At 63.0% G+C, this 24,744-nt stretch carries 1 pseudogene; it reads right to left on the minus strand.

Features of this window, described 5'->3' with window-relative positions:
* Positions 1-487: 487 nt before the first annotated feature.
* Positions 488-24,568, minus strand: a pseudogene (locus tag J3U88_RS26415) (amino acid adenylation domain-containing protein); the annotation flags it as partial.
* Between the last annotated feature and the right edge of the window lie 176 nt (positions 24,569-24,744).

Here is a 24,744-nt window from a genome sequence, read left to right on the forward strand (position 1 = left end):
TTGTGAGCAATGCGGGTTAACTGGATTGGTTGAGGTGGTTGGTTAGCTGTGCCAAAAGCTCGTCGAGCTGGGGTTTCTTTAGGAAGCTGTAGTGGTCGCCGGGTACCTTGACCAGGTCGGTGGGGATCTTAAAGAAGTCCCAGCCGTTGTTTGCGAATTTTGCCGCGCGGAATGGGTACGGCGGCGTCGCCGCCTTAAAGAGGATCGGCCTGCAATCGCTCGGTTCCGGCGTGTAGGCGTTGGCCGCGCGAAGATTGGCCATAAAGACCCGGAAGGGACCGGCCAACAGCGCGTCGTCGAAGTCCGGCGGGAGGCAGCCGCGTTTGCGCGCCAAGGAACGGATCCGCTTCAGTTGCTGTTCTTCATCCATGTCGCGGAGTTGGTAGGGGTAGATATCGAGCGGCTTCACCGCGAACCCGCCGAGCTGTTTGGCGAAAAGGGAGGCCCATTCACCGGGATCGGGCGGCATCGAACAAACGGCTGCCCAGGAATCGAGCAGGAACAGCGCGCGGGGTGCCCGATCCAGCGCCCGCAGGCGACGCATCATCTCATAGGCGAAGATCCCACCCAACGACCAGCCGCCCAGGTAAAAATCGCCCTCGGGCTGTTGTTTAAGGAGGAGATCCACGTAGGTGGCGGCGATTTCGTCCATGGTGGTCAGCGGTTCCCGGCGATTGTCCAGGCCTGGCGCCTCAAACGCGTAGACGGGATGGTCCGGCAACCCCTTGGCGAGATCGTTGTAACCCATCACCATCCCTTCGACCGGGTGGACGAGGAAAAGCGGGGGTTTCGATCCCGTGGTGCGGATCGCCACCAGTGGGGTGTCGCCGCGTTCCCGGCCGCCGTCGATCAGGGCGGCCAGGCTCTCAATGGTTGAATGCGCGAAAAGTTCCCCGAGCGGGGGCGTATGATCGAATTGTTGGCTGATCTTGCTGAAGGTTTGCACGGCGAGCAGGCTGTGTCCGCCCAATGCGAAGAAATCGTCGCGGATACCGACGCGTTTGAGCCCCAGTACCGCGCACCAAATTTCCGCGAGGCGGTGTTCCGTTTCGTTGCGAGGGGCAACATAGGCGTCGACCCGCGCGAATTGAACGGGCAGCTCCGCCAGCGCGCGCCGATCCACTTTTCCGGTTGGGTTGAGCGGGATCGCGTCGCGTGGGACCAGCGCGGCGGGGACCATGTAATCGGGGAAGCGGCATTCAAGTGTCTTGCGCATGGCTTCGGGGTCGCGCGGTTCGCTTTCGGGTTCCCCGGTCCAAAAGGCGACGAGCCGATCATCGCCGTTCGCGGTCGACTTGGTGATGACGGCACAATCGACGACGCCCGCCATGTCGCGGATCGCGGTTTCGATCTCACCGAGTTCGATGCGGTGGCCGCGGATTTTGACCTGAGCATCGCCGCGACCCAGATAGGCAAGGTTGCCGTCCGGGAGGTAACGGACCAGGTCGCCGGTCCGGTAGAGCCGTGAACCGGCTTCCGCTTCGCGGGCGAACGGGTTGGGCACGAAGGCGGCGGCGGTTAACTTGGGCCGGCCCAGGTAGCCGTGGGCAAGGCCCGGCCCGCCGATATAAAGTTCGCCGGTCGCACCGCGCGGAACCGGACGCATCCATGGGTCGAGCACATAATGGGGACAGTTGGGGAAGGGTTTCCCGATGGGGAGCACGTCCAGCAGGTGGTCCGGGGTATTGGCATCGGCCTGGAACAGGGTCGAGGTGACGGTGGTTTCAGTCGGCCCGTAGCCGTTGATCAGGACCGGTTCCGTTCCCACCCGCGCGCGCCAGGCTTTGAGCAGGGCGGGATTCGCCTTCTCGCCACCGATCACGACGGCACGAACGGATTCGGGGAAGGATTGCGCTTCCAGGTCGCGCACGAGGCCGTGCCAGTACGCGGTCGGTAACTGAAGCAGGGTGATCCCGAAGCGCTGCACGATGGCGAAAAGCTCGCTCGCGGTCATGCCGAAAGGGTGGCCGTGTAGGACCAGACCGGCGCCGACGGCGAGGGTGGGGAAAATCTCTTCAATGGCGACATCGAAGCTCAGGGAGGCGAATTGGAGGACCCGATCCGTCTCGGTCAGGTGGTAGAGATCGCAAATCCCGTGGACGAAATGGACGAGTGCGGCATGGGGGATCAATACACCCTTGGGCCGACCGGTCGAGCCGGAGGTGTAAATCACGTAGGCGGTTTGGCTGGGATCAACCGCGATCTCGTGATTCGCGTCCTGGAGCGCGGTGAGTTCGTCGCGTCGCTCGGTAAAGTCGAACCGTTCGAGACCGTCATCGGGTGCTTCTTCACCAAGCTCGCCACCGCCGATCAAGAGTTTCATGCCGGAATCACGAACCATGTACGCGATTCGTGCGGCGGGTACCTTCACATCGAGCGGGAGGTAACAGCCGCCGGCCTTGAGGATGCCGAGGAAGGCGACGAGAATGTTGCTGTCATCGCGGGCAAGCAGGACGCCGATGGGGGCCTGTAACAGCTCGGGTCGGCGACGGAGCCAGGCGGCCAGGCGATTCGCCTCGCGGTTCAGTTCCGCGTAGGACAGGACGGTTGATCCGCTGAGCACGGCGGGCCGATCCGCGAAGGCTGAAGCGGCGCGTTCGAAGATGCGGTGGTAGCCGGGTTCGGCGGGATAGGCGACGGACGGTGCCGTCCATCCGCGCAGCAGTTTTGCCGCGTGGTCCTGGGAAAGCGCGCGATGGTCACGGAGCGGTTTGTCGGGATCGGCGACGACCTCGGCGAGGAGCGCCGCGTAATCGGCCATGAAGGTTTTGACGGTGCTTTGCAGGAACAGGTCCGGGTTATAGGTGAACACCAGCTTGAAGTCTTCCTCGGTTTCGTAGATCTCCAGGCCGAGGTCGGAATCGCCCTCTTGCTGAACCTCGATCAAGAGCTCGCGCGAGGCGTTTCCGAGCGCCCACAAGGAGTCGCCGCGCAAAAAGTTCTGGTAGGAGAAGGCGACTTGAAAGAGCGGCGGCGCTTCGTCGCGACGGACGTTGAGGTCGCGGACGAGTCGCGCGAAAGGGTACTCGGCATGTTCGATACCCGTGAAAACGGTGCGGCGCAGGTCGCGCGCAAACGCGAGAAAACTCTGGTCTTCACACACTTGCGAGCGGACGACGATCATATTAATAAAGAGCCCAACCATGTCGCTGAACTGTTTTTCGTTACGACCCAGTGTGGGCATGCCCACGGTGAGGTCGCGCTGCCCAGTGAAACGGGCGAGTAGGATTTTGAACAGGCCCAGGAACAGCACGGACCCAAAGAGTTGATGCTTGCGGCCCAGCGCTCGCCATGCGCTTGTTAACGCCTCACCCAGCGAGGCGCGCACGGAAGCGCCGCGGGTCGGGTGCCCGGCAACACGCGGCCGATCCACGGGCAGGTTTAACGAGGGTGGATCGGCGAGCTGTTCGCGCCAATAGGCGAGGTCCCGTGCACCCGCCGCCGACGTCAGGCGGGCTTGCTCCCAGGAGACGTAGTCCGCATAATCCGCGACGGATGCGGTTGCCTCGGGAACCGACCCGGCGAGATAGGCATCGTAGGCGGACCAGAGATCGCACATGATGATCACGCCGGAATACCCATCCACCACAATATGATGGAAGTTGAGCAAGACGATCCAATCGCCCGAGGCGGTTCGGAAGACATGTAACCGCCCCAGGGGCCCGGTCTCCAGGTCGTATGGTTGCTCTCCCGTTTTTTTGAGGAACGCGATCAGCGCATCTTCAGAGAGGTCCTCGATCTCCTTGTATTCGATCAAAAGTTCAAGCCCGGGATCAACGTATTGGTAGGGAACGCCGTCTTTCCGGCCGAACAGGGTTTGCAGGATGGGATGACGCCGGGACAAGGAACGGAACGCCTTTTTGAGGGCCGTCAGGTCCAAGCCTTCATGGAACCGGAACGCAAGCGGCAAATTATAGGTCGCCGTTTCCGGGTTGAGATGATGCAACAACCACAGGCCCATCTGAGCTTCCGAGAGCGGGAAGGTGCCGGGTTGACCCGTCGCCGATTGGGTCTGCACGGGTTGCGGCGATTTGGCTTCGGCCGGGGCCTGGTCGGCAACGCTCGCCGACGGTTTGGCTTCGCTCGGGGCCTGGTCGGCAACGCTCGCCGACGGCGCGCTGCTTTGGGGCGTATCCGCGTCCGAAACGGGTCCGCACAGGCAGGCGTCGATCTCGGCTCGGAAGTCCTCGAGCAGGTAGCCGACGAATTGTTCGAGCGTGGTGTACTCAAAGAAAACGGACGGCGTGATCTCAACCCCGAGCTTCTCCTTGAGCCGGTTTCCGAGCTCGGTCAAGCTGATCGAATCGAAACCGTAGGTGCTCAATTCCTCGTCCAGGTCGATATCCCGCGTCTCGATTTGGAGGAGCTCGGCGATTAATGCCGTGAGGAATGAGACCAACCGATCAGCAAGCGCATCCTTGTGATCCTGTTCCTCGGTCGCCGCGGTTCGAGGCGCGGACACCGCTGAGGCGGCGGGGTCAACGGGTGTCGCGCGATTGGCGAAAACATGCGCTAGGGCGGTGCCGTGATGTTCCATTAAGTAACCGCAGAACGCCTCGAGCGTGGTGGTTTCAAAGAAGATCGACGGTGAGACCTCAACCCCGAGATCCTCTTTGACCCGGTTACCAAGCTCGGTCAAGCTAATTGAATCGAAGCCATACGCGCTCAAGTCCTCATCGGCCTCAATATCGCCGGCCTCGAGGTGGAGGACCTCGGCGATGACCTGTTTGAGCGCGCGCTGCAAGGCGTCTTTCACCGAGTGGGCTGGCGGCACCGCGGCGGCAACGACGGGCGCTTCAACCGCGGGCGCTTCAACGGAGGACGCTTCAGCGGCGGGCGCTTCAGCGGAACCCAATCGCGCCGACAAAGCCGTGCGGTGTTCGGCAACCAAAAAGGCGCAAAAGGTTTCCAAGGTGGTGTAATCGAAAAAGGTCGAGGGCGCAATCTCAATGCCGAGCGTTTCCTTCAAGCGGTTGCCGAGTTCGGTCAAGCTGATCGAATCGAAACCATAGGCGCTCATATCCTCGTCGGGTTCGATATCCGTTTCGTCGATGGAGAGGATTTCGGAGATAAGCCCCGTTAAGGTGCGTTTTAAACGGCCGGTGAGTTCCGGGCCGGGTTGCGCGGGTGCCGCCGGCTCGGTCTGATTCGGAACCGAAGCGGTCGCATACACGGCAACCGTCTCCTGAAGGAACCGCGTGCGCAAAAGATCGGGATCACCGACGAGGACCACGCGTTGGGGGTGTGGCTCGCGGAGCGCCGCCTCGAAAACACCAATGCCGAGCTGGGTCTCAAGCGGGACCATGCCGGTTTTCCGAGCGATCATCTTCACGGTTGGTTCATCCAAGGCCATGCCGCCGTTGCGCCAAAAAGGCCAGTTGATCGAGACGGTTTTGCCGTGTCGCTCCCGGGCGGCGACCCGGCGCGCGCGCATCGCGGCGAAGGCGTCCAGAAACGCGTTTGCTCCGGCGTAATCGGCCTGGCCCCGGTTGCCCAATGCGGCGAAGGAGGAAAAGAACACCATGAAATCCAGGTCCCGGCTGCCAAGCGCGGCGTCGAGGTTCAGGGCGGCGTTGACTTTGGGTTGGAATACGGCGCGAATCTGCGCGTGGTCCTTGCGCACGATCATCATGTCGCGCAGCACCCCGGCACAGTGGATCACACCGGTCAAACGTCCGTAATCGCGATCAATCCGCGCGACCACGCGGTCCACATCCGCGCGAGAAGCCATATCGGCGGGGAGGTAGGTGACGCGGGCGCCGGATGCGCGCAGCTCGGTGAGCAGGGCGGTGCGTTCGGCGTTCAAGTCGGAGCGTCCGCTGAGGACCAGGGTGACGCCGGCCATGCGGCTGAGGTGACGGGCGAAGACCAAGCCGAGGCCACCCAAACCGCCGGTGATCCAATAAACGCCGTCGGTGCGCATGACGGGTTCCTCGCGCCCCATCTGATCCTCAAATTCCTGGAGGACCTTGATCTCGCGACGGCCCGCGGCGTCGTAACGGACTTCAACCGCGTCATCGTTTGCGGTCCGTTCCTGTCGGACCAACGCCAAAATGGGGTTGGGTTGGAAGCCGGGTGGGATGGTAACCAATTTCCCCACGAGTTTCGGGTTCTCGAGTCGCGCCGTTCGCAACAGCGCCGCCAGGGGCGCGTAGAGATGGGCGTCTTGATCTTCTGGAACAAGGACCATGATTTCTTGGACCCTGGCCGGCTTGCCGAGCATGATGCGTTTCACCGCGTCGAAGAGCTGGGTGAAGAGGTCGAGACAACGGGCCGCGGGTTCGGCGGCCGAAGGCGTGATCAGGGTACCGTAATCGCGCAAGGCGTCGCGGGTAGCCGGCGCAAAGCCGGTGAAAAAGAGATGCAGCTCGGATTGGGACAGGGTCGCGGCATCGGGTTTCACCGGGGTGGGGCGCCAATCGGGGCGTGCGTTGACCACGCCGGTTGGTTTCTCCGGCGAAGGCGGTTGAAGCGCCCGTGTCGAGAAGCCGCGCAGCGCGACGCAAAGGCGACCCTGTTCGTCGATGATGTCGATATCGTATTGGGACACGCCGGCGCGGGGTTTCACATCGCTCGGCCTCAGGTAGGCGTACCCGTGCCGCGGGGTCGGCCGATGCACGTAAGTGGTCTCACAAGCGAACGGCAATTCAAGGGCACCGTTTGGCGAATCGACCGCAAAGCCGGCGACGGCTTGGAGTGCGCCGTCCATCATCGATGGGTGGAGCACGAACGACCCTTGTTCCGCCGCCGCGGGCAGCTGCAACTCGGCGAGTACGCATCGACGCGTCCGATCCATGAACAGGTTGCGGACACTTTGGAAAGCGGGGCCGTAATCGATGCCGTACTTGCGGAACCGATCATAAAAGACATCCGCTTCCGCGACGGGTGTGCAGGTTTCGCGGAGGGCCGACACATCGCGTGGCGACGCGGCGGCAAGGGGTTCGAACGACACCGTGCCTTGGCCGTGGGCGGTGGCGGGGCCGGCACCGTCGGAGGAAGCAATTTGGTAGCCGAACTGACCGGGCTCGGATGCAAGCGAGATGGTCGCGGTCCGAGGTGTCGCTTCTAGGATGAGGGGTCGTGTCCAAACCATATTGCGGATGTGGGTGGCGCTGCGACCTTCCGAGGCGGAAGCCGCGGCGCGTGCCATCTCCATATAGGCGACGCCCGGCAGGATCTTGCGGCCTTGGACGCGATGGTCGTTGAGGAAGAACTCGCTGCCGTCGAAGCGGGTGCGGAACCCGGAACCTTCGCGAACCGGTTCGCCGAGCAACAAGTGGGCCTGGTCAGCCGGCGGCGCGGTCGGCACGCCCGGCGCGGGCGTCTGGGATGGTTCCGCGGGAAGCGGCCAGTGGCGGATCTTGGCAAACGGGTAGCCCGGCAGGTTGAGGCGGCGCGGACAGGGACCGTTGTAACACAAGTCCCAAGCGACGTTTGCCCCGCTCGTCCAGGCCGTCGCCAAGGGGGAGGCATCCCGGTCCGTGAGCCAGAGGTTGAGGTGCCGCGCGGTTTCTTCCTCTGAAGCAATCTGTTTTGCGGCTTTCCCGCGCTTGACCCGACCCAAAAACAGGCCGTCAAGCGCATCGGCACCGCGGCTGAAGCGCGCCAAGGTATCGCGGAGACCGGCCAAGTCGTGGGCGACGATCAAAGCGCGCTGCGCCATGGCGTCGCGGCCAACCTGAAGCGTATAGGCGAGATCGGCGAGGTTCGGTAGCGATCCATCGCGTTCGCAGCGCGCCAAAAAGGCGGCATGGTTGGCGGCGTAAGCGCGGAGTTGCGCCTCATTACGGGCGGAGAGAGGGACCAGGTAGGGCGGGTTGTGGTGCTTCGTTTCGGGAACCAACCCTTCCTCGGGCAGGTACTCCTCCAGAACCACGTGCCCGTTGACGCCACCGAAACCAAAACTGCTCACGGCGGCCCGACGGGGCAGCAGGCGGCCCTGGTCGTCGCGGATGCGATCCCAGGTGCGGCGCTTACGAACCAAGGTAAAGGGACTTCCTTCCAAGTCGATGTAGGGATTGACGCGATCACAATGGAGCAGGCTCGGCAGCATGCCGTGTTTCATCTGCAGCAGGACCTTGAGCAGGCCCGCGATTCCCGCGCCGACCTCCAGGTGGCCGATGTTGGTTTTGACGCTGCCGACGCCACAGGTTTCCGGTTGGATGGTTTTGCCCTGCTCCTCGTAAAGCGCTTGATAGGCTTTTTTGAGGCCGTTGATCTCGGTGGGATCGCCGAGTGCGGTCCCGGTCCCGTGCGCCTCGACATAGGTGACGGTGCTGATATCCAGCCCGGAACGGCGCATCACGGTTTTGATCAGTTCGGCCTGGGCCGAGGCATTCGGCGCGGTGAGCGAGGTGGCGCGCCCGCCGTGATTGACGCCGGTCCCGCGGATCACACCGTAAATGGAATCGCCGTCGGCAATTGCGCGGTCGAGTGGCTTGAGGAAGGCGGTCCCGATCCCCTCGCCGCGCACGTAACCATTGGCCTGATCCGAGAAGGTTTTACAGCGACCGTCCCGCGACAGCATGCCGGTCCGCCCAAAGGCGATGTGACCCCGCGGGGTGAGGATGGTGTTGATGCCGCCCACGATTGCTTGGGAACAGGTCCCGCTTTCCATCGCCTGGCAGGCGCGATGGACGGCGACGAGCGCGGAGGAACAGGCCGTTTCCACGGGTTCACTGGGCCCGTGAATATTGAGCAGGAAGGACATGCGATTGGGGCCGACGGAGGGCACAGCCCCGGTTGCGGAATAACCGTCAATCGGCAAACCGGCCTTTTGGATGATCGGCGTGTAGGTCCCCATGCCGCTACCCATAAAAATGGCGGTATCGGTGCCGGCAAGCGACTTGGCGGAATGGCCGGCGTCTTCAATCGCCAGCCACATGTACTCCATCATGAGCCGTTGCTGCGGGTCCATCAGCTTGGCTTCCTTGGGTGAGATCCCGAAGAAAAGCGAGTCGAACTTGTCGATATCACTGATAAAGCCACCGTGTTTAATGGGGGTTTTGTTCACTTCCTTGGCGGGATCACCGAAGATGGCACGCCAGTCCCAGCGCTCCGGGGGAATTTCGGTGATGCAATCGCGGCCCTCGATCAGATTCGACCAGTAGGCGTCCAAATCTTCGGCTTGCGGGAAGCGGCCGGCGATGCCGACGATGGCGACGGGCATCGCGGTTCGATTCCGCGCCGACGTGCCGGCAGGCGAATTTGATGAAGCGCTCGGTGCGGCTTGAACCGTTTGGAAACGCGACGTTCCGAGGGTCGGCGGCGGGACGACCTGTTCGGAAGGCATGGTTTTCTCGGGCGGGGCGGGCGGAGGTGGCGCGCTCGGCGTCTCGGTTCCGGTTCCGAAGGTGCGCGCGAGCGCATCGCCGTGCTCGGCGAGGAGAAACGCGATAAAGGAATCGAGGGTTGCATGCTCAAAAAAGATCGCGGGTGTTAGATCCAAGTTGAAGAATTCATTGAGCTTGTTGCCGTAGTCGGTAAGGGTGATCGAATCGAAGCCGTAGCTGCTGAGTTCCTCGTCGAGGGCGATATGCTCCTCGTTCACCTTGAGCACCTCGCACACCATTTCGAGCAGGCGTTTGGTGGTTTTTGATCGCAACGAGGCTGACGCGTCGTTTTTGCCGCTACCGGCTTGGGTCGCCGCGAGGGCGGACCCCGCGAGGGCGGACCCCGCGAGGGCGGACCCCGCGAGGGCGGACCCCGCGAGGGCGGACCCCGCGAGGGCGGACCCCGCGAGGGCGGACCCCGCGAGGGCGGACCCCGCGAGGGCGGACCCCGCCCTTTCAGCCCGCGAGCTGCTTGTAGGCGGCGCCGCCTTCATGAAGGTGCGCCGGATTTTGGCGACATCGCCTTGTACCGCGAGCAGTTGGCCGTGGGGACCGGCCAGACCCGCTGCAAAAATCCGCAGAGCGGCGGCCGTTTCGAGCGGGGCGATGCCGGTTTCGCGGAAGATAAAGTCACGGGTTGCCGCGTCCATGGTCATGCCGCCCTCGGCCCAGAGCGGCCAATTGACCGAGAAGGTTTTCCCGGAACGTCGGCCGTTTGCGACCAGGCGATTGCGGTAATGGGCGAAGGCGTCCAAAAATGCGTTGGCCCCGGCATAATCAGCTTGGCCGCGGTTGCCCATGGCGCCGGAGACCGAGGAGAACAGGGCGAGGAAGTCCAAATCGAGGTGGGCGGTGACGGCATCGACGGCGTAAGCCGCCCGGACCTTGGGCGCAAAGACGGTTTCGATGGCCGCCTCGTCTTTATTGACGATCATGGCGTCGCGCACCACGCCGGCGCTATGGATGACGCCGTCCAGTTTGCGGTAGCGGTCCAGAATCTCGGCAAGCGCGCCGCGCATTGCGCTTTGGTTGGATGTATCTGCTTGGATATAAGTTGCTTCCGCCCCGTTTTGGCGGAGATCGTCGAGCAGTTGGCGGCCCGCGTCACCCAGAGCGGAGCGGCCGCTTAGGACCAGCTTGACCCGCGCCGTTTCCGCGAGGAAGCGGGCGAAGATCCGGCCCAAACCGCCGAGTCCGCCGGTGATCCAATAAACCCCGCCCTGCTTGAAGGGGGAGGGGCCCGTCTCGAGTCGGTCCTCTACCCATCCCAAAACCTCACGCTCGCCGCGCGCGTTGTAGCGAACTTCAACCGCCGAGTCAACCAACTCGGCCGTGAGGGTCTGTTCCAGACGATCCGCGCTCCAGTCAATCGGGAGGTGGAGGATCTTGATCGAGATGTTGGGGTTCTCGACGGCGGCGGTTCGCAGAAGACCGCCGAGGGGTGCATGGACGACGGCTTCGTCACCGAGGGGAACGGTCACAACGAAACGCCGCTTCTCGCGGGGATGCGCGGACAAAAACCGTTTCACCACACCGAAGGCGTAGGTGAAGAGTTCGCGTGGGACATCCGCCGTGTCGCCGGAACGCGGTTCGGGAAGCGCATACCGGGCCAGGTCGGTTCCCGCGAGCCGGGTGGGCATCCGGTCGGCGAACGCGTGGGCCGCGAAAAGGGTTGCCTGTTCCGGCGCGGGAAGATCGCTGAGACAGGGGGCGGCCGACCAACGGGGCGCCATCGTGAGCACATCCTGGGCGACCGCGGCCGGTTGGCGCAACCGCCGCGTCGCGAATTCATCCAGCTCAAGCCAAGCCCGGCCCTGGTCATCGGTGATCGTGATCGCGAATTTTGAGACCGAATCTTCGCTGGAACACAAGCGCATGTGGACATAACCCGCGGCGGGAAGCGAACCCAGGATTTCCAGCGATTTCAGGGCAAAGGGAACCGCCGTTTCGTTGCGGGTCGCGGCAAGCACCGCGGTCGCCTGTAGCGCCGCGTCGACCACGGATGGGTGGAGCGAAAACGCGGGATCCGTCTGATTTGGCAACACCCACGCGGCCAAGGCCTCGCCTTCGCCGCGCCAAAGCGTCTCGATCAATCGGAAGCTCGGCCCGTACTGGAAGCCGGCGCGCGCGAATTGGCTGTAGAAATCGGTTGCGGCAATTTCATCGGGACAGCGGTTGCGGATCGCGGCGATATCGAGCGTCCGCGGCGCCGCGGCCGCGGGTGCGACGAAAAGCGTGCTCGTCCCATGGATGCGGCGCTTCTCACCGTTGCCATCCTCCTGGGAAACGATCTCACAACGGATTTGCTCACCGTCCGGTACCAGCTCAATACTGACCCGAACAGGCGTTTCCGCGACCTGGATCGGCGCGGTCCAGGCGATGTCGGTCAAACGCGTGACGGCGGTGGCGGCGGATCGCTCGGCGGCAAAGCGGGCCATTTCGAGAAAGGCCGCACCCGGTAACATCGGCGCCCCACCGACGCGGTGCTCGGCCAAAAAGGGTTCGCGACCGTCAAAGATTGCGTTAAACCGCTGCACCCTGAAATCCGAGCTGTTCTCATGGACGAGCGGATGCAGGCGTTGCGCCGCGAGCCCCGTCGGCGCGGCCGTTTCTTCCCATTCTGGGACCCAGTACCGATCACGGGCGAAGGGATAGGTGGGAAGCGAGATTTTGCGCGGTTTCTCGCCCCGGTGCAGCAGATGCCAATCCACGTCCAGACCCTTGACCCACAGTTCGGCCAACTTCTCATACTTCCCTTTCTCCAGCCAGCGAACGACCGCGTCTTTGAGGTCGTCGTCATCGGCAAAGAGTTGCAGCGTCTCACGATCCTGTTTGACGTGACCCTCGAAACAGCGCTCGCTCTCCTTTTCCCCATCGCACCGAAGCGCCAGTTGCCGCTCAAGGTCGGCGAGGTCCTCGACCAGGAACATGATGCGGTGTTCCATGGGTTCACGGCCGACTTGCAGCGTATAAGCGAGGTCCTCCAGGTACCCCTCGGGTATGCCCGCGGACCGCACCCGCGCAAGAACCAAACGGAAATTTTCGAGCAATTCGGCCAGCCGGTCCCGGTTCCGCGCTGAGAACGGGACCGCCAACGGCCCGGTCACCCGATCCACCTTCGGTCGGGTCGTCGCGGCGAACTCTTCAATGATGAGGTGCGCATTGGAACCACCCGCCCCGAACGAGCTGATGCCCGCCAAGCGCGGCCCGGTGATGCGGACCCCGTCCTGCTCCCACTCGGGTTGTTCCCAGTCACGCAAGGATTGGGGCACGGTAAACGGCGATTGTGCAAAGTTGATTTTGGGATTGAGCTCGGTGGAATGGAGCGAGGGCACAATTTGGCGGTGTTTCAGTTGCAGCAACACCTTGGTCACGCCGGCGATGCCGGCCGCCGATTCACAGTGGCCGATATTCGATTTCACCGAACCGATGGCGCAGAAGCTGCGGTCGGCGGTACGGCGCTCAAACGCTTTGGCCAGTCCGCGGATCTCGATGGGATCACCGAGATCGGTGCCCGTCCCATGGGCTTCGATATAGCTGATCGCGCGCGGGTCGATGTGCGCCTGACGGATCGCTTCATCGATGACGGCGCCTTGGGCGTGCGGGTTGGGGACGGTGTAACCGTTGGTTTTTCCGCCGTGGTTGAGAGCGGTCCCGCGAATCACGCCGTAAACCTGATCGCCGTCGGCGAGCGCCTGGGCCAGCGGTTTCAACAAAACGGCGCCCACGCCTTCACCTGGAACATAACCGTCCCCACCCTTGCCGAACGTCTTACAGCGACCGTCACTGGCGACGAACTTGCCTTGGCTGAGCAAAATATACTTGTTGGGGTGCAGGCTGAGGTTGACCCCGCCGGCCACGGCCATGTCGCAATTGCCGAGTTGCAGGGCCTGGCAGGCGAGGTGGATCGAGGTCAGTGAAGAGGAGCACATGGTGTCGACGGCCATGCTCGGCCCGTTGAAGTTGAAGGTGTAGGAAACGCGGTTGGCGATGGTGGCCGGGCTCCCGCCCAGGGCAATCGATTTCCCGCTCGCCGCATCGCGACCACCGTAGAGCTGGTACTCCTCGTACATCACGCCCACATAGACGCCGACCCGAGCCTGTTCCCCGGCGCGGAGCAGGCCTGCTCGCGAATAACCGGCATCCTCCACGGTCTGCCAGACGCATTGCAGGAACAGCCGTTCCTGGGGATCCATGACCTCGGCCTCGCGGGGTGAAATATTGAAGAAAAGTGGGTCGAACTTATCGACGTCGTCGAGGAACCCGCCCCAACGGCTGTAGGTCTTGCCCATCGCTTTTTTGTCAGCGTCGAAGTAGAGGTCGTGGTTCCAGCGGTCACGGGGGATTTCCCCGACGCAATCGCGTCCTTCCTTGAGGTTGGTCCAAAAGGTGTCTAGGTCGCCGGCTTGCGGGTAGCGACCGTTCACGCCGATGATCGCGATTTCGAGGGGACCGGACCCACCGGGCGCCGGTGATTGTGGTTGCTCGCTACTGAACCGGGACGGGGCGAACCGGTTTGGCGCGGGCACGGCCGGCGCGGGTTCGGGTTTTGCGACTGGTGTCGCCACCGTCTCCGCGGTGCGGGCGACGGGTTCGGATTGCAAGCCCAAGAGCTTGCCCAAGCGCGGTCGATGGTTCTCGATCAGGTAATCGGTGAGTTCGGCCACGGACTGGTACTCGAAGAACAAGGTTTTGGGGAGTTCCCCGAAACGGCCCTCCAAAGTAGCGGTCAGGTCCATCACCAACACGGAATCGATGCCGTATTCCTCAAACGGCGTTTGGGCGACGATCCGTTTGCTGGGGAGTTTCAGGCTTTCCGAAAGCAGTTTTTTGAGGAAGGCGACGGTGCGGTCGCGCAAATCCGGTGCGACGGGGGCCGGTTGCGTCGCGGGGGGCGATGGTGTCGCGGGGGCCGGTTCTGGTTGCGCCGGCGCCGCGACCGAGGCCTTAATGCGTGCGATATCACCCTCCAATACAAGGAATTGCGGATAAGGTAAGCTGAGTGCTCGGGAGAAGGCCGCCAAACCGACCGTGGTTCGCATCGGGACCAGGCCGGTGGTGCGCGTCATCATTTGCTCGGTGCGCTCGTCGACGCCCATGCCGCCCTCTCGCCAGAGGGGCCAATCAAAGGCAATGGTTTTTCCCGCGCGTTCGCCCTTGCGTACCCATTGGTCGCGGTGTGCCGCGAAGGCGTCGAGGAACATATTGGCCCCGGCATAATCGGCTTGGCCGACGCTGCCCATCACCCCTGACACGGAGGAAAAGAGCACGAAGAAGGCGAGGTCCGAGCCTTTTGTGGCGGCGTCGATGTTGAGCGTGCCGTCGATTTTGGGTGCGAACACGGCATCGATTTGCGCGAAATCTTTTTTGAGAATGAAGGCGTCACGCAGCACGCCGGCACTATGGACGACGCCGTTAAGGCCGCCGTACGCGGTGTGGATCTCGCCGACCAGGCGCGTCACATCCTCGGCGCGGCTGACGTCGACCGGTTTGTAGACGGCGTTCACGCCCTGGGCGCGCAGCGCATCGAGGCTTGCCTGCTTGTCCGCATTCATCGCGGACCGGCCGCTGAGCACGATGGTGACATCCGGGGAGGTCGCCAAAAAGCGGGCGAAGATGAGGCCCAGACCGCCGAGCCCGCCCGTGATCCAATAAACGGCCTTTTTCGTGGCCAGGCTGAAAGGGGTCGCGGCTTCATCGCCGCCAATGGGTTGCAACGTGGCCACACCGCGGCGACCGTTCGCGCTGTAGCGAATCTCGGTATCGTCGCCCTCGTGATCTTCCGCGGCAATGGCGGTTTCGAGTTGGGCGGGATCCTCCAAAAGAATCCACTTGCCCTGACACTTGGGGTTCTCGCGCACGGTGGTTTTCACCAGGCCGGCGAGCGGCGCGTAAACCACCTCATTGAACGGTTCGGCCCCGTTCACCAGAACGAGCAGGCGCCGCGCGGTTTTGGGGCGTTCCTCAAAAAGCGCCTTTACGCGGGCGAACGCGGCTTTGAAGGCGGCGCGCGCCGTCGCGGCGGGGTCGGCGGCCTCGGGGAGGATCAGGGTTTCGAATCGGGCGGCGAGCGTTTCGCCCTGTTCGCGATTAAACCCGGCCAACACGATCAGCGGCGGGTCGGACGCTTTTCCGGTCCCACCAGGCGCCGGCTTCTCGCGCCATGCGCGGGTGATGTGAAGGTGATCCGCGGCGCTTTCTCCGCTGCCGGAAACGGAATGAACCGGGACGGGTTGCGGTTTGGCCGGTTCACGCACGGCCCGTGCTGAATATTCGCGGAACCCAACCTGAACCACACCCTGTTCGTCGGTGAGATCGATGTCAAATTTAACCACGCGGGCCTCCGGCGAAGCGCCGGGACTCAGCCGAACATGGGCAAACCCGCGCCAGGGCGTGGGTCCGGCGATCAAAACCTGCTTCACCGCGTAGGGTAGGTGGCGCGTGCCGGTGTCACCTTGGGTGAACAGGCCGGCCACGGCTTGCAGAGCGGCGTCCATCATGCTCGGGTTGAGCAGGTAATCCTCGTGTTCGGCCGCGTCGGGTAATTCGAGACGGGCCAAGGCCTCGCCGGGCCCGGACCACAGTTCCTCGATCCCCTGGAAGCCGGGCCCGTATTGGAAGCCGTGATCGCGAAAACCCCGGTACAAGTCGGAGGCATCGACCCGGTTATGTAAGCGCGCTTTAACCGCCGCGAGATCGACGCGGGACGGTTGCACGGACGGTTCGGTCAGGATGGTACCGCTTGCGTGAACCCGGCTCGCGCCTTGATCCGAGCCGGTGCGAACCTCGAAACCGAGTTTGGTCTGCTCCGGCCGGACGGCAATCGTTACATCGAGGGCGCCACGGTCGTGAACGATGGGAACCGCCCAGACCACGTTTTCGACAGCGGTGACGGTTTGTTTGGTTGAAAGCGCGCCGGCAACACGTGCCATTTCCAGGTAGGCGACGCCGGGCAAAATGGCGCGGTTCTCGACGCGGTGGTCGCGGAAGAAAAACGCGCCACCATGGAACACGGACGCGAAACACTGTTCTTTCAGATCGGAGATGTTGCGATGTACCAAGGGGTGCAAAACGGCGGCTTCGGTCACGGTGTTCTGGGACGATTTGGGGAGTTTTGGGACCCAACGGCGATCCCGCTCAAAGGGATAGGTCGGCAGGGCGACTTTGCGGGGTTGTGCCCCGCGCGCGAGAAGCGACCAATCTGGATTGGCACCGGCGACCCAAGCTTGCGCCAAACGGTCGTGTTGGTTTTCCGCGAGCATCGCCGCGAGCGCGGCCGCCGCCAGCCGCACCGGTTTTTTCCCTTCCAGAAAATTGAAGTACATCCCGGTGCGCGCGCGGTTGCCCGCCCCATAGGCCGCCAATTTCTCGCGCAGGTCGGCGAGGTCGTCGGCCAGGAGCGCGAGGCGACACGGCAGTGGTTCGCGACCAACCTGGAGCGTATAGGCGATGTCGGCCAGGGCGAGTTCGGGTTCGGCGGCGAGGTGGGCGTTCAAGCGCGTGACCACCGCGGCCAATCGATCCTCGTCGCGGGCGGACAGCAGCACCAGTTGCGGTTGGGTATCGGTCGCGGCCTCCGCTTGGGGCGCGGTGTGCTCTTCAATGATCACGTGCGCATTCGAACCACCCGCCCCGAACGAACTGATCCCGGCGATGCGCGGGAAGACGGTGGACACGCCGTCGATATCGAGGACGGGTCGTTCCCAATCCGCGAGTTGCTGCTGCACGGTGAAGGGTGTTTTGGTGAATTCGATGTTGGGGTTGAGCTCGCGCGAATGGAGGGATGGCGCGATTTTCTTGTGTTTGAGTTGAAGCAAAACCTTGGCGACACCGGCGATGCCCGCCGCCGACTCACAATGACCGATGTTCGATTTGGCGGAACCGATGGCGCAGAACTGGTTGTCCTTGGTAACGGTGCGAAACGTTTTGGTGAGCCCGGTGATCTCGATGGGATCGCCAAGGCTGGTCCCGGTCCCGTGTGCCTCCACGTAACTGATCGCGCGGGGGTTGACACCCGCCTGCTTCACCGCGCGGTGAATGACGTCGGCCTGGGCGTTGGGGTTGGGCACCGAGTAGCCGTTCGTCTTGCCGCCGTGGTTGACGGCGGTCCCTTTGATCACGCCGTAAATGCGGTCACCGTCGGCAACGGCCTGCTCGAGCGGTTTAAGCAGCACGGCGCCCACGCCCTCGCCGGGCACGTAGCCGTCGCCGCCTTTGCCGAAACTCTCACAACGACCCACCGATGAAGCAAAACGGCCCTGACTGAGCAGGATGTATTTGTTGGGGTGGACGTTGAGATTGACGCCTCCGGCGATGGCCGTTTGACAGTTCCCTTCAATTAAGTCCCGACAGGCCAGATGGATGGTCGTCAGGGAGGAAGAGCACATGGTGTCGACCGCCATGCTCGGACCGTGAAGGTTCAAATAATAAGAGACCCGGTTGGCGATGTTGGCGGGTGTTCCGGAAAGCGCGACCACGTTTCCTTTGAGCGCTTCCTCGGCGCCGTAGAGCTGGTACTCCATGTACATCACACCCACGTACACGCCCACATTCCCCTGGAGCAGCGCATCGGCGGGCCCTGGCAGCTTGCTCAGTGCTTTGCGGGTATAACCGGCGTCTTCAATCGTCGCCCAGGCACACTGCATAAAAAGCCGGGTTTGGGGATCCATGATCTCGGCTTCACGCGGTGAAATATTGAAGAACAGTGAATCGAACCGGTCGATGTCCTCCAAGAAGCCGCCCCACTTTGAGTAGGTTTTGCCGAGTTTGCCTTTTTCGGGATCGAAGAAGAGGGAATGGTCCCAGCGGTCCGACGGTACCTCGGTGATGCAATCGCGCCCGGTCTTGAGGTTGTGCCAAAACGTGTTTAGGTCGGGTGAACGGGGGAAGGAGCCACTCACGCCGATGACAGCAATATCCAGCGGGGCCGTGCTGTCGCGCCGCGCCGTGCGCGGGGATGGGTTCGCGACGGACGCGAAACGGCGACCTTGGGGTGGGTTCGCCGAGATCGGTGGCTCGGGCAACGGCGCCTCGGGTGATAAGGCCTCGGCGTGATCCGGCGTTTCGGCGCGGTTCGGTGCGGCCGCGGGCGGCGCCGCGAGTAACTCGCCCAAGGTTTCGGCGTGGTTTTCGAGGAAATAATCGCTTACCTCAGCCACCGTTTGGTATTCGAAGAACAAGGTTTTTGAAAGCGTGCCGAACACGGCTTCAAGGGATTCGGTGAGGTCGACCACCATCAGTGAATCGATGCCGTAATCCTCGAGCGGCGCCTCCTCGTCAATCGCGTCGGTGTCCAACTTCAAGGTCGCGGACATCTGCTCTTTCACAAACGCGACCACCTGATCACGGAAGGTGGCGGTATCCTGCTCGGCACCCCGCGCGACAGGATGCTCCGCGGGCGCCGGCGCTCGGTTTTCGGGGGGAGGCTGCGTCGACGCGACGGTTTTCGCTTTCTTGGGTGTCATCGAACGGATGGAATAGCCGCGGATTGAGACCGCGATTTGGCCGGCCTCGTCGGTCACATCGATATCGTATTTGGTGACGTTGCCGCGGCGGTCACCCGGCGCGGCGTAACGCACGTGGGCATAACCGGACGCCGGGGTGGGTCCAAAGAGTTCGAGTTTTTCCAAGGCAAAGGGGATCGCGACACCGCGATCCTCGCCGGTCATGACCAGGCCGGCCACGGCCTGCAGCGCCGCATCCAACATCGAGGGGTGCAGCAAGAACCCGGAACCGTTGGGGATCGCCTCAAGCGCGGTCGGTACATGCAGCGATGCGAGCACCTCGTCTTCCGCGTAGTGCAGTTCCCGAACCCCCTGGAAACAGGGCCCATAAGCGACCTCAATCGCCTCCAGGCGCGGGTAAAGCGCGCTTGCTTCGATGCGCGACCCGCAACGGCGCAGCACGGCCTCAAGATCAAGCTTTGGCGGTCTTTGTCTGGTTTCGGTCAACACCAGGCCCTGGCCGTGGCGAATCCGGCGTCCCTCGGGTCCTTCGGAGTAGACCTCGTAACCGATCCCCTCGTTTTGCGGGATCAGGGCGGTGAACACCTCGCGCGCTTCGGCTTCGGCTTCGGGTCGGATCGGCGCGGCCCATACGATCTCGCGCATGCCGGCAACCGTGACGCCGCTCATGACGGCCGCGGCGCGCGCCATTTCAATATAGGCGACGGCAGGCAAGATGGGTTCACCCTTGATGCGGTGGTCGGTAAAGACGAACTCGGAACCGGTGAAGGTGGCGCTGAAGCGTTGCTCCTTCAGATTGGAAACGTTGCGATGAACCAGCGGGTGCAGGAACGGCAAACCCAGGGCGGGGTCGGCGGCGGGGCGAGCACGGCCGGGCGCATCGACCCAAAACCGTGTCTTGGCGAAGGGGTAGCGGGGTAGCGAGATGCGGCGGGGTTTTGAGGTGCCATACAAGCGGTGCCATTCGATTTCGGCACCCGCAACCCAGCGACGTGCCAATTCGTTTGCGTCTTGACCGGGCACCGGTCGCAGCGGTGCCTCGGCCGAACCTGGCCGAACCCGGCCCTGGAAACAGTCGGCGATCTCACCACCGCCCGCGGCGTAGGCGCCGGCCTTGGCGATCAGTTCCGCGCTGTTGGACACGACAAAGGCAACCCGCGCCGGCAAGGCGTCACGGCCAACTTGGAGCGTATAGGCCAAATCGCGAAATGCCACCGGGTTTTTTTCAAGGAAGGCGACGCATTCGGCCACCAACACGCGCAGGCGCTCCTCGTTTTTGGCGGAAAAAAGGACGGGCGTCGGCGCGGCCTCGACCGGTGCGGCCGGTTCTTCCTGAGGCAGGTATTCCTCCAACACGATGTGCGCGTTGGAACCGCCGATCCCGAACGAACTCACCCCGGCCCGGCGCGGCGTTGCACCTGGGTTCTCCCAATCACGCAACGCGGTGTTCACGTAAAAAGGCGAGCGCGCGAAGTCGATGGCGGGATTGGGGGTTTGATAATGCAGGCTGGGCACGAGCTTGCGGTGTTTGAGGCAGAGCACGGCTTTGATGAAGCCGGCCACCCCGGCGGCGGAATCCAAATGACCGACGTTGCTTTTGACGGAGCCGATGGCGCAAGAACCCGGCCGGCCCTGTCCGAACACTTGGGTCAGGGCGGTGATCTCGATGGGATCGCCGAGTGGCGTGGCGGTCCCGTGCGCTTCAATATAAGAAGCGGTGTCGGGTGAAACCGCGGCGTGTTGCCAGGCGGCGCGAATGACATCGGCCTGGCCCGCCGGGCTGGGGGCGGTGTAGCCCGCCTTGAGCGAACCGTCGTTGTTGACGGCGCTACCCTTGATCACCGCGTAGATTTGGTCGCCGTCTTCAATCGCTTTTCCTAGGGGTTTGAGCAGGACGGCGCCGGAACCTTGGCCGATCACCGTGCCTTCCGCGCGCGCATCGAACGGGCGGCAGTGCCCGTCTGCCGAGGTGATCAGGAACTTTTTGTACCCGCTCCGCTCGAGACCGCCGCCCAGGGAAACGCCACCCGCGACAGCCATCTCGCAGGCCCCGTCCAGAATCGAGGCACAGGCCAGGTGGATTGCGACCAGTGAGGTCGAACAGGCCGTTTGAACCGTGACCGCCGGACCTTTGAGATCCAGTTTGTAGGCGACGCGCGTACACAGGTAATCGTGACCGTTGCCGATCATCGCCTGGTAGGGGTCGAGCGAAATATCGGGGTTGTGGGTGAGGTTGAAGGGCAAGTACACGTCGAGCCCGTTCCCCCCGAAAATCCCAATCTTGCCCGGGTAGTGGCGCGCCACGTAACCCGCATCCTCCAGGACGTGGTAACAGGTCTCCAGGAAGATGCGGTGCTGGGGATCCATGACCTCGGCTTCCTTGGGACTGAACTTAAAAAAGGCCGCGTCGAAACAGTCGATATCCTCCAGCAGGCCCTTGGCCTTGACGTAATCCGGCTGGTTGTATTCCTCGGGTGAAAGGCCCGCCTCTTCGAGTTCGGCATCGCTAAAGAAGTGGATCCCCTCCTTGCCCGCCTGAAGATGAGCCCAGAAGTCGTCGGCGTCGGCAGAGCCCGGCACCCGGCAGGCGAGGCCGATCACGGCGATGTCGGTCTCGGCAACCTGCTTGAGCGGTGCCGGTTCGGCCGGCGCGGGTTCTGGTTCTCGGCCGCTTTGAGCCGAGAGATGACGCGCCAGATTGCGAATGCGGGGGAAGGTGAACAAGTCGGTAACCGCGACCTCCAAACCCAATTCGTCGGTGATCAGGGCGGCGACCCGTACCAAGACCAGCGAATGGGCGCCGAGTTCGAAGAAATTATCGTCAATCCCCAATTTGTCGAGCCGCAGCTCCCGTTTGAAAAGCCTGACCAGATCCTGTTCAATTTCCGATTCGGGCGCGGCGAATTCCTGGCTACGCTCGAAGCGGAGCTCCCGCTCCATCAACGCCTTGCGATCAACCTTCTCGTTGAGGGTAAGCGGCATCGCGTCGAGGGCCACGAAGGTGCTCGGCAACATGTACTCGGGCAGGTGTGCCGCGAGCGCGGTTTTCAGCGCCTCGGCGCTCGGCGTGGGCGGCGGGGCCACATAATAGGCGACGAGGTGGGTCTCACCGGCGACCTCGACCGTGACCACGGCGGCCTCGCGCAGCGGGGTATGGTCGAGCAATACGCGTTCGATCTCGCCGCACTCGATGCGGAAGCCGCGCACTTTGACCTGGTGATCAAGGCGCCCCAGGAAGTCAACTTCGCCATTGGCAAGGTAGCGCGCAAGATCACCGGTTTTGTACATCTTGCGTCCCGGCTGGAATGGGTTGTCCACAAACCGTTCCGCGGTCAGTTCGGGCCGGCCGAAGTAACCGCGGGCAAGCCCGTCGCCACCGATAAACAACTCGCCGGGTACGCCGATCGGCGCGGGATTGCCGCGGGGGTCGAGGATGTACAGCGAGGTGTTGGCGATGGGCCGTCCGATGGTCACCGGATCGCGGCCTTCGATGCGTTTGGCGGTCGACCAGATGGTCGTCTCGGTAGGCCCAAAGAGGTTCCATACGGTGCAATCCAACGCGTTGAAGCGGTCGCGCAGAGGTTCGCCGAGCGCTTCGCCGCCGCACAGGATGGTGAGCCGTTCCGGGTTGCGCCATCCCGAGCCGAGTAACATGGTCCAGGTCGCCGGGGTCGCCTGCATAAAGGTCGGTGAAACGGCGGCGATTTCCCGGGCCAGCAGGCGGGGGTCGCGTGTCTTCTCGCGGCTGCAGATGTAAGTGGTGCCGCCGTTCAGGAGTGGTAGGTAAAATTCGAGACCGGAAATATCGAAACAATAGGTGGTCACGGCGAGCAAGCGCTCATGGGCGCCGAAGGCGAGGATATCGGTCATCGAGACGAGGAAATTGATGAGGGCGCGATGGGAGATCATCACCCCTTTCGGTTTTCCGGTCGAGCCGGAGGTGTAGAGGATATACGCCATATCGGCGGGGCCGGCATGTGCCGCGGGTAGGCCCGGCTGATCGGCAATGGTTTGCCAATCGGCATCGATGAGGAGCGTGCGACAGCTCTGGCGGCAATCCGCGGCGATGGCCGAAATCTTCTCGGCAAGCCCGGATTCGGTGAGCATCAGGCCCACGCCGCTGTGTTCCAACATGTAGTGGATGCGGGCATCGGGGAAATCCGGGTCCATCGGCACGTAGGCACCGCCCGCCCGCGAAATACCCAACAGCCCCACGATCATATCGAGGGAACGCGAGAGGCACACACCGACCGGTACATCGGGCCCGACCCCCTGCTTTTGCAGGTAAACCGCCAACTTTGCGGTTCGCGCGTCGAGCTCGCGATAGCTCAGGGCGCGGCCCTCGTAAACCAAGGCGACGGCTTCCGGCGTTTTGGCGACCTGGCGGGCAATCAAGGCGTAGAGGGTGTTGGCGCGGGGATAATCCCGATCCGTTGCGTTCCAATCCACCAGTTGGCGACGGCGCTCGGCCGGGGAGAGCAGGGGATGGGTGCCGATCGCCACATCGGGTTGTTCGATCAAGGGTTCCAGTAGGTTGATGAAATGGTCGGCCATGCGCTGGATGGTCTCGGGGTCGAAGAGGTCCGGGGCGTATTTCAAGTTGAGCCGAAACCCGTCCTCGTCCTCGAAGACTTCCAGTTCGAATTCGGTTTCACCGACCTGGCCGACCTCGCGCAGGACCTGCCAATGCCGCGGCAGCTCGGACACACCGCTGTCGGCTCCCACGGAGGGGATACTCTTTTGGAAGCCTTGGTAGGCAAAACCGACCTGGAACAGCGGTGCCGTGGACGGGTCTCGTTTGACTTGGAGGTCCCGAACCAACCGCGCGAATGGGTAGGCGCCGTGATCGAGTGCATCGGCCACGGTTAGGCGCAATTCATGAAGCAGGTCGCGAAACTTGAGCGTGCCGTCGACCCGCGAACGGATGGTCAACACATTCACGAAGTAACCGAAGACCGATTCGAAGCGACGTTGCGGCCGGCCAATCGAGGGCATGCCGACGAGGAGGTCCTCCTGCCCGCTGTAGCGGTGGAGCAGCACCTTGTAGGCGGCCAGAAAAACGACGGCGGCGTTTGCGCCCGTTTCCTTGGCGAAGGCGCGGAGGCGGCCGGCAAGGGCCGTGGGAAGTTTCGCCAGGTACGCGGCGCCGCGAAAGGTTTGAACCGCGCCCCGGGAGCGGTCCATCGGCAGCGTGAGAACGGGCAAATCGCCCGCGAGTTGGTTGTGCCAATAGGCGGCAAGCGCGCGCCCCTCCTCACCGGCCAGCATGGCCTGTTCCCAATCAATGAAAGCGTAAAAGTCGTTTACGGGTGAACCGTGGGGCGTTTTTCCCAAAAACGTCGCGGCAAGCGCGGCGAGGAGATGGATCGAAGAGAGACCGTCGAAAATGATGTGGTGGACATTGATCAACAGGACGGCGTCACCGCCCGCGATGGGGAAAAGGTGAAACCGAACCAGCGGGCCGTTTTCCAGATCAAAGGGTTCTTGCGCCTTGTCGTTTAGGAAGGGAATCAACGCGTATTCGGCGAGGTGGGACGCATCTTCGAAACGGAAGAGGCCGGCGCGGGTGGGGTAGGCGGCGACTTGGTAGGGCTCGCCGGCGCGCATCCGCACGACGGTGCGCAGGATTGGAAAACAATCGAGCAGGGCGAGGCAGGATTGTTCCGCCTTGTCGGGGTCGAGACCGCCGCGAATGCGCAGGGCGGTAGGGATGTTGTAGGCCGTCATGCCCGGCGACATCTTCTCGAGGATCCACAAACCCTTTTGGGCTTCGCTCAGCGGTTTCTCGACGGCACCTTCCCGGTTCTCCCCGGTGGTGTTCACCGTGCCGTTGCGAAGCGATTGGAGTTTGGCTTGCACTTGCGCCAAACTCAACCGGCCCTCTTGATAGGCAATCAATAATGCGTCTTTATTCATGTTTTCCTCATGTCTCAATCGCACGTTGTCGG

Origin of the sequence: Acanthopleuribacter pedis (genome assembly GCF_017377855.1) — a bacterium.
In the GTDB taxonomy this organism is placed as follows: domain Bacteria; phylum Acidobacteriota; class Holophagae; order Acanthopleuribacterales; family Acanthopleuribacteraceae; genus Acanthopleuribacter; species Acanthopleuribacter pedis.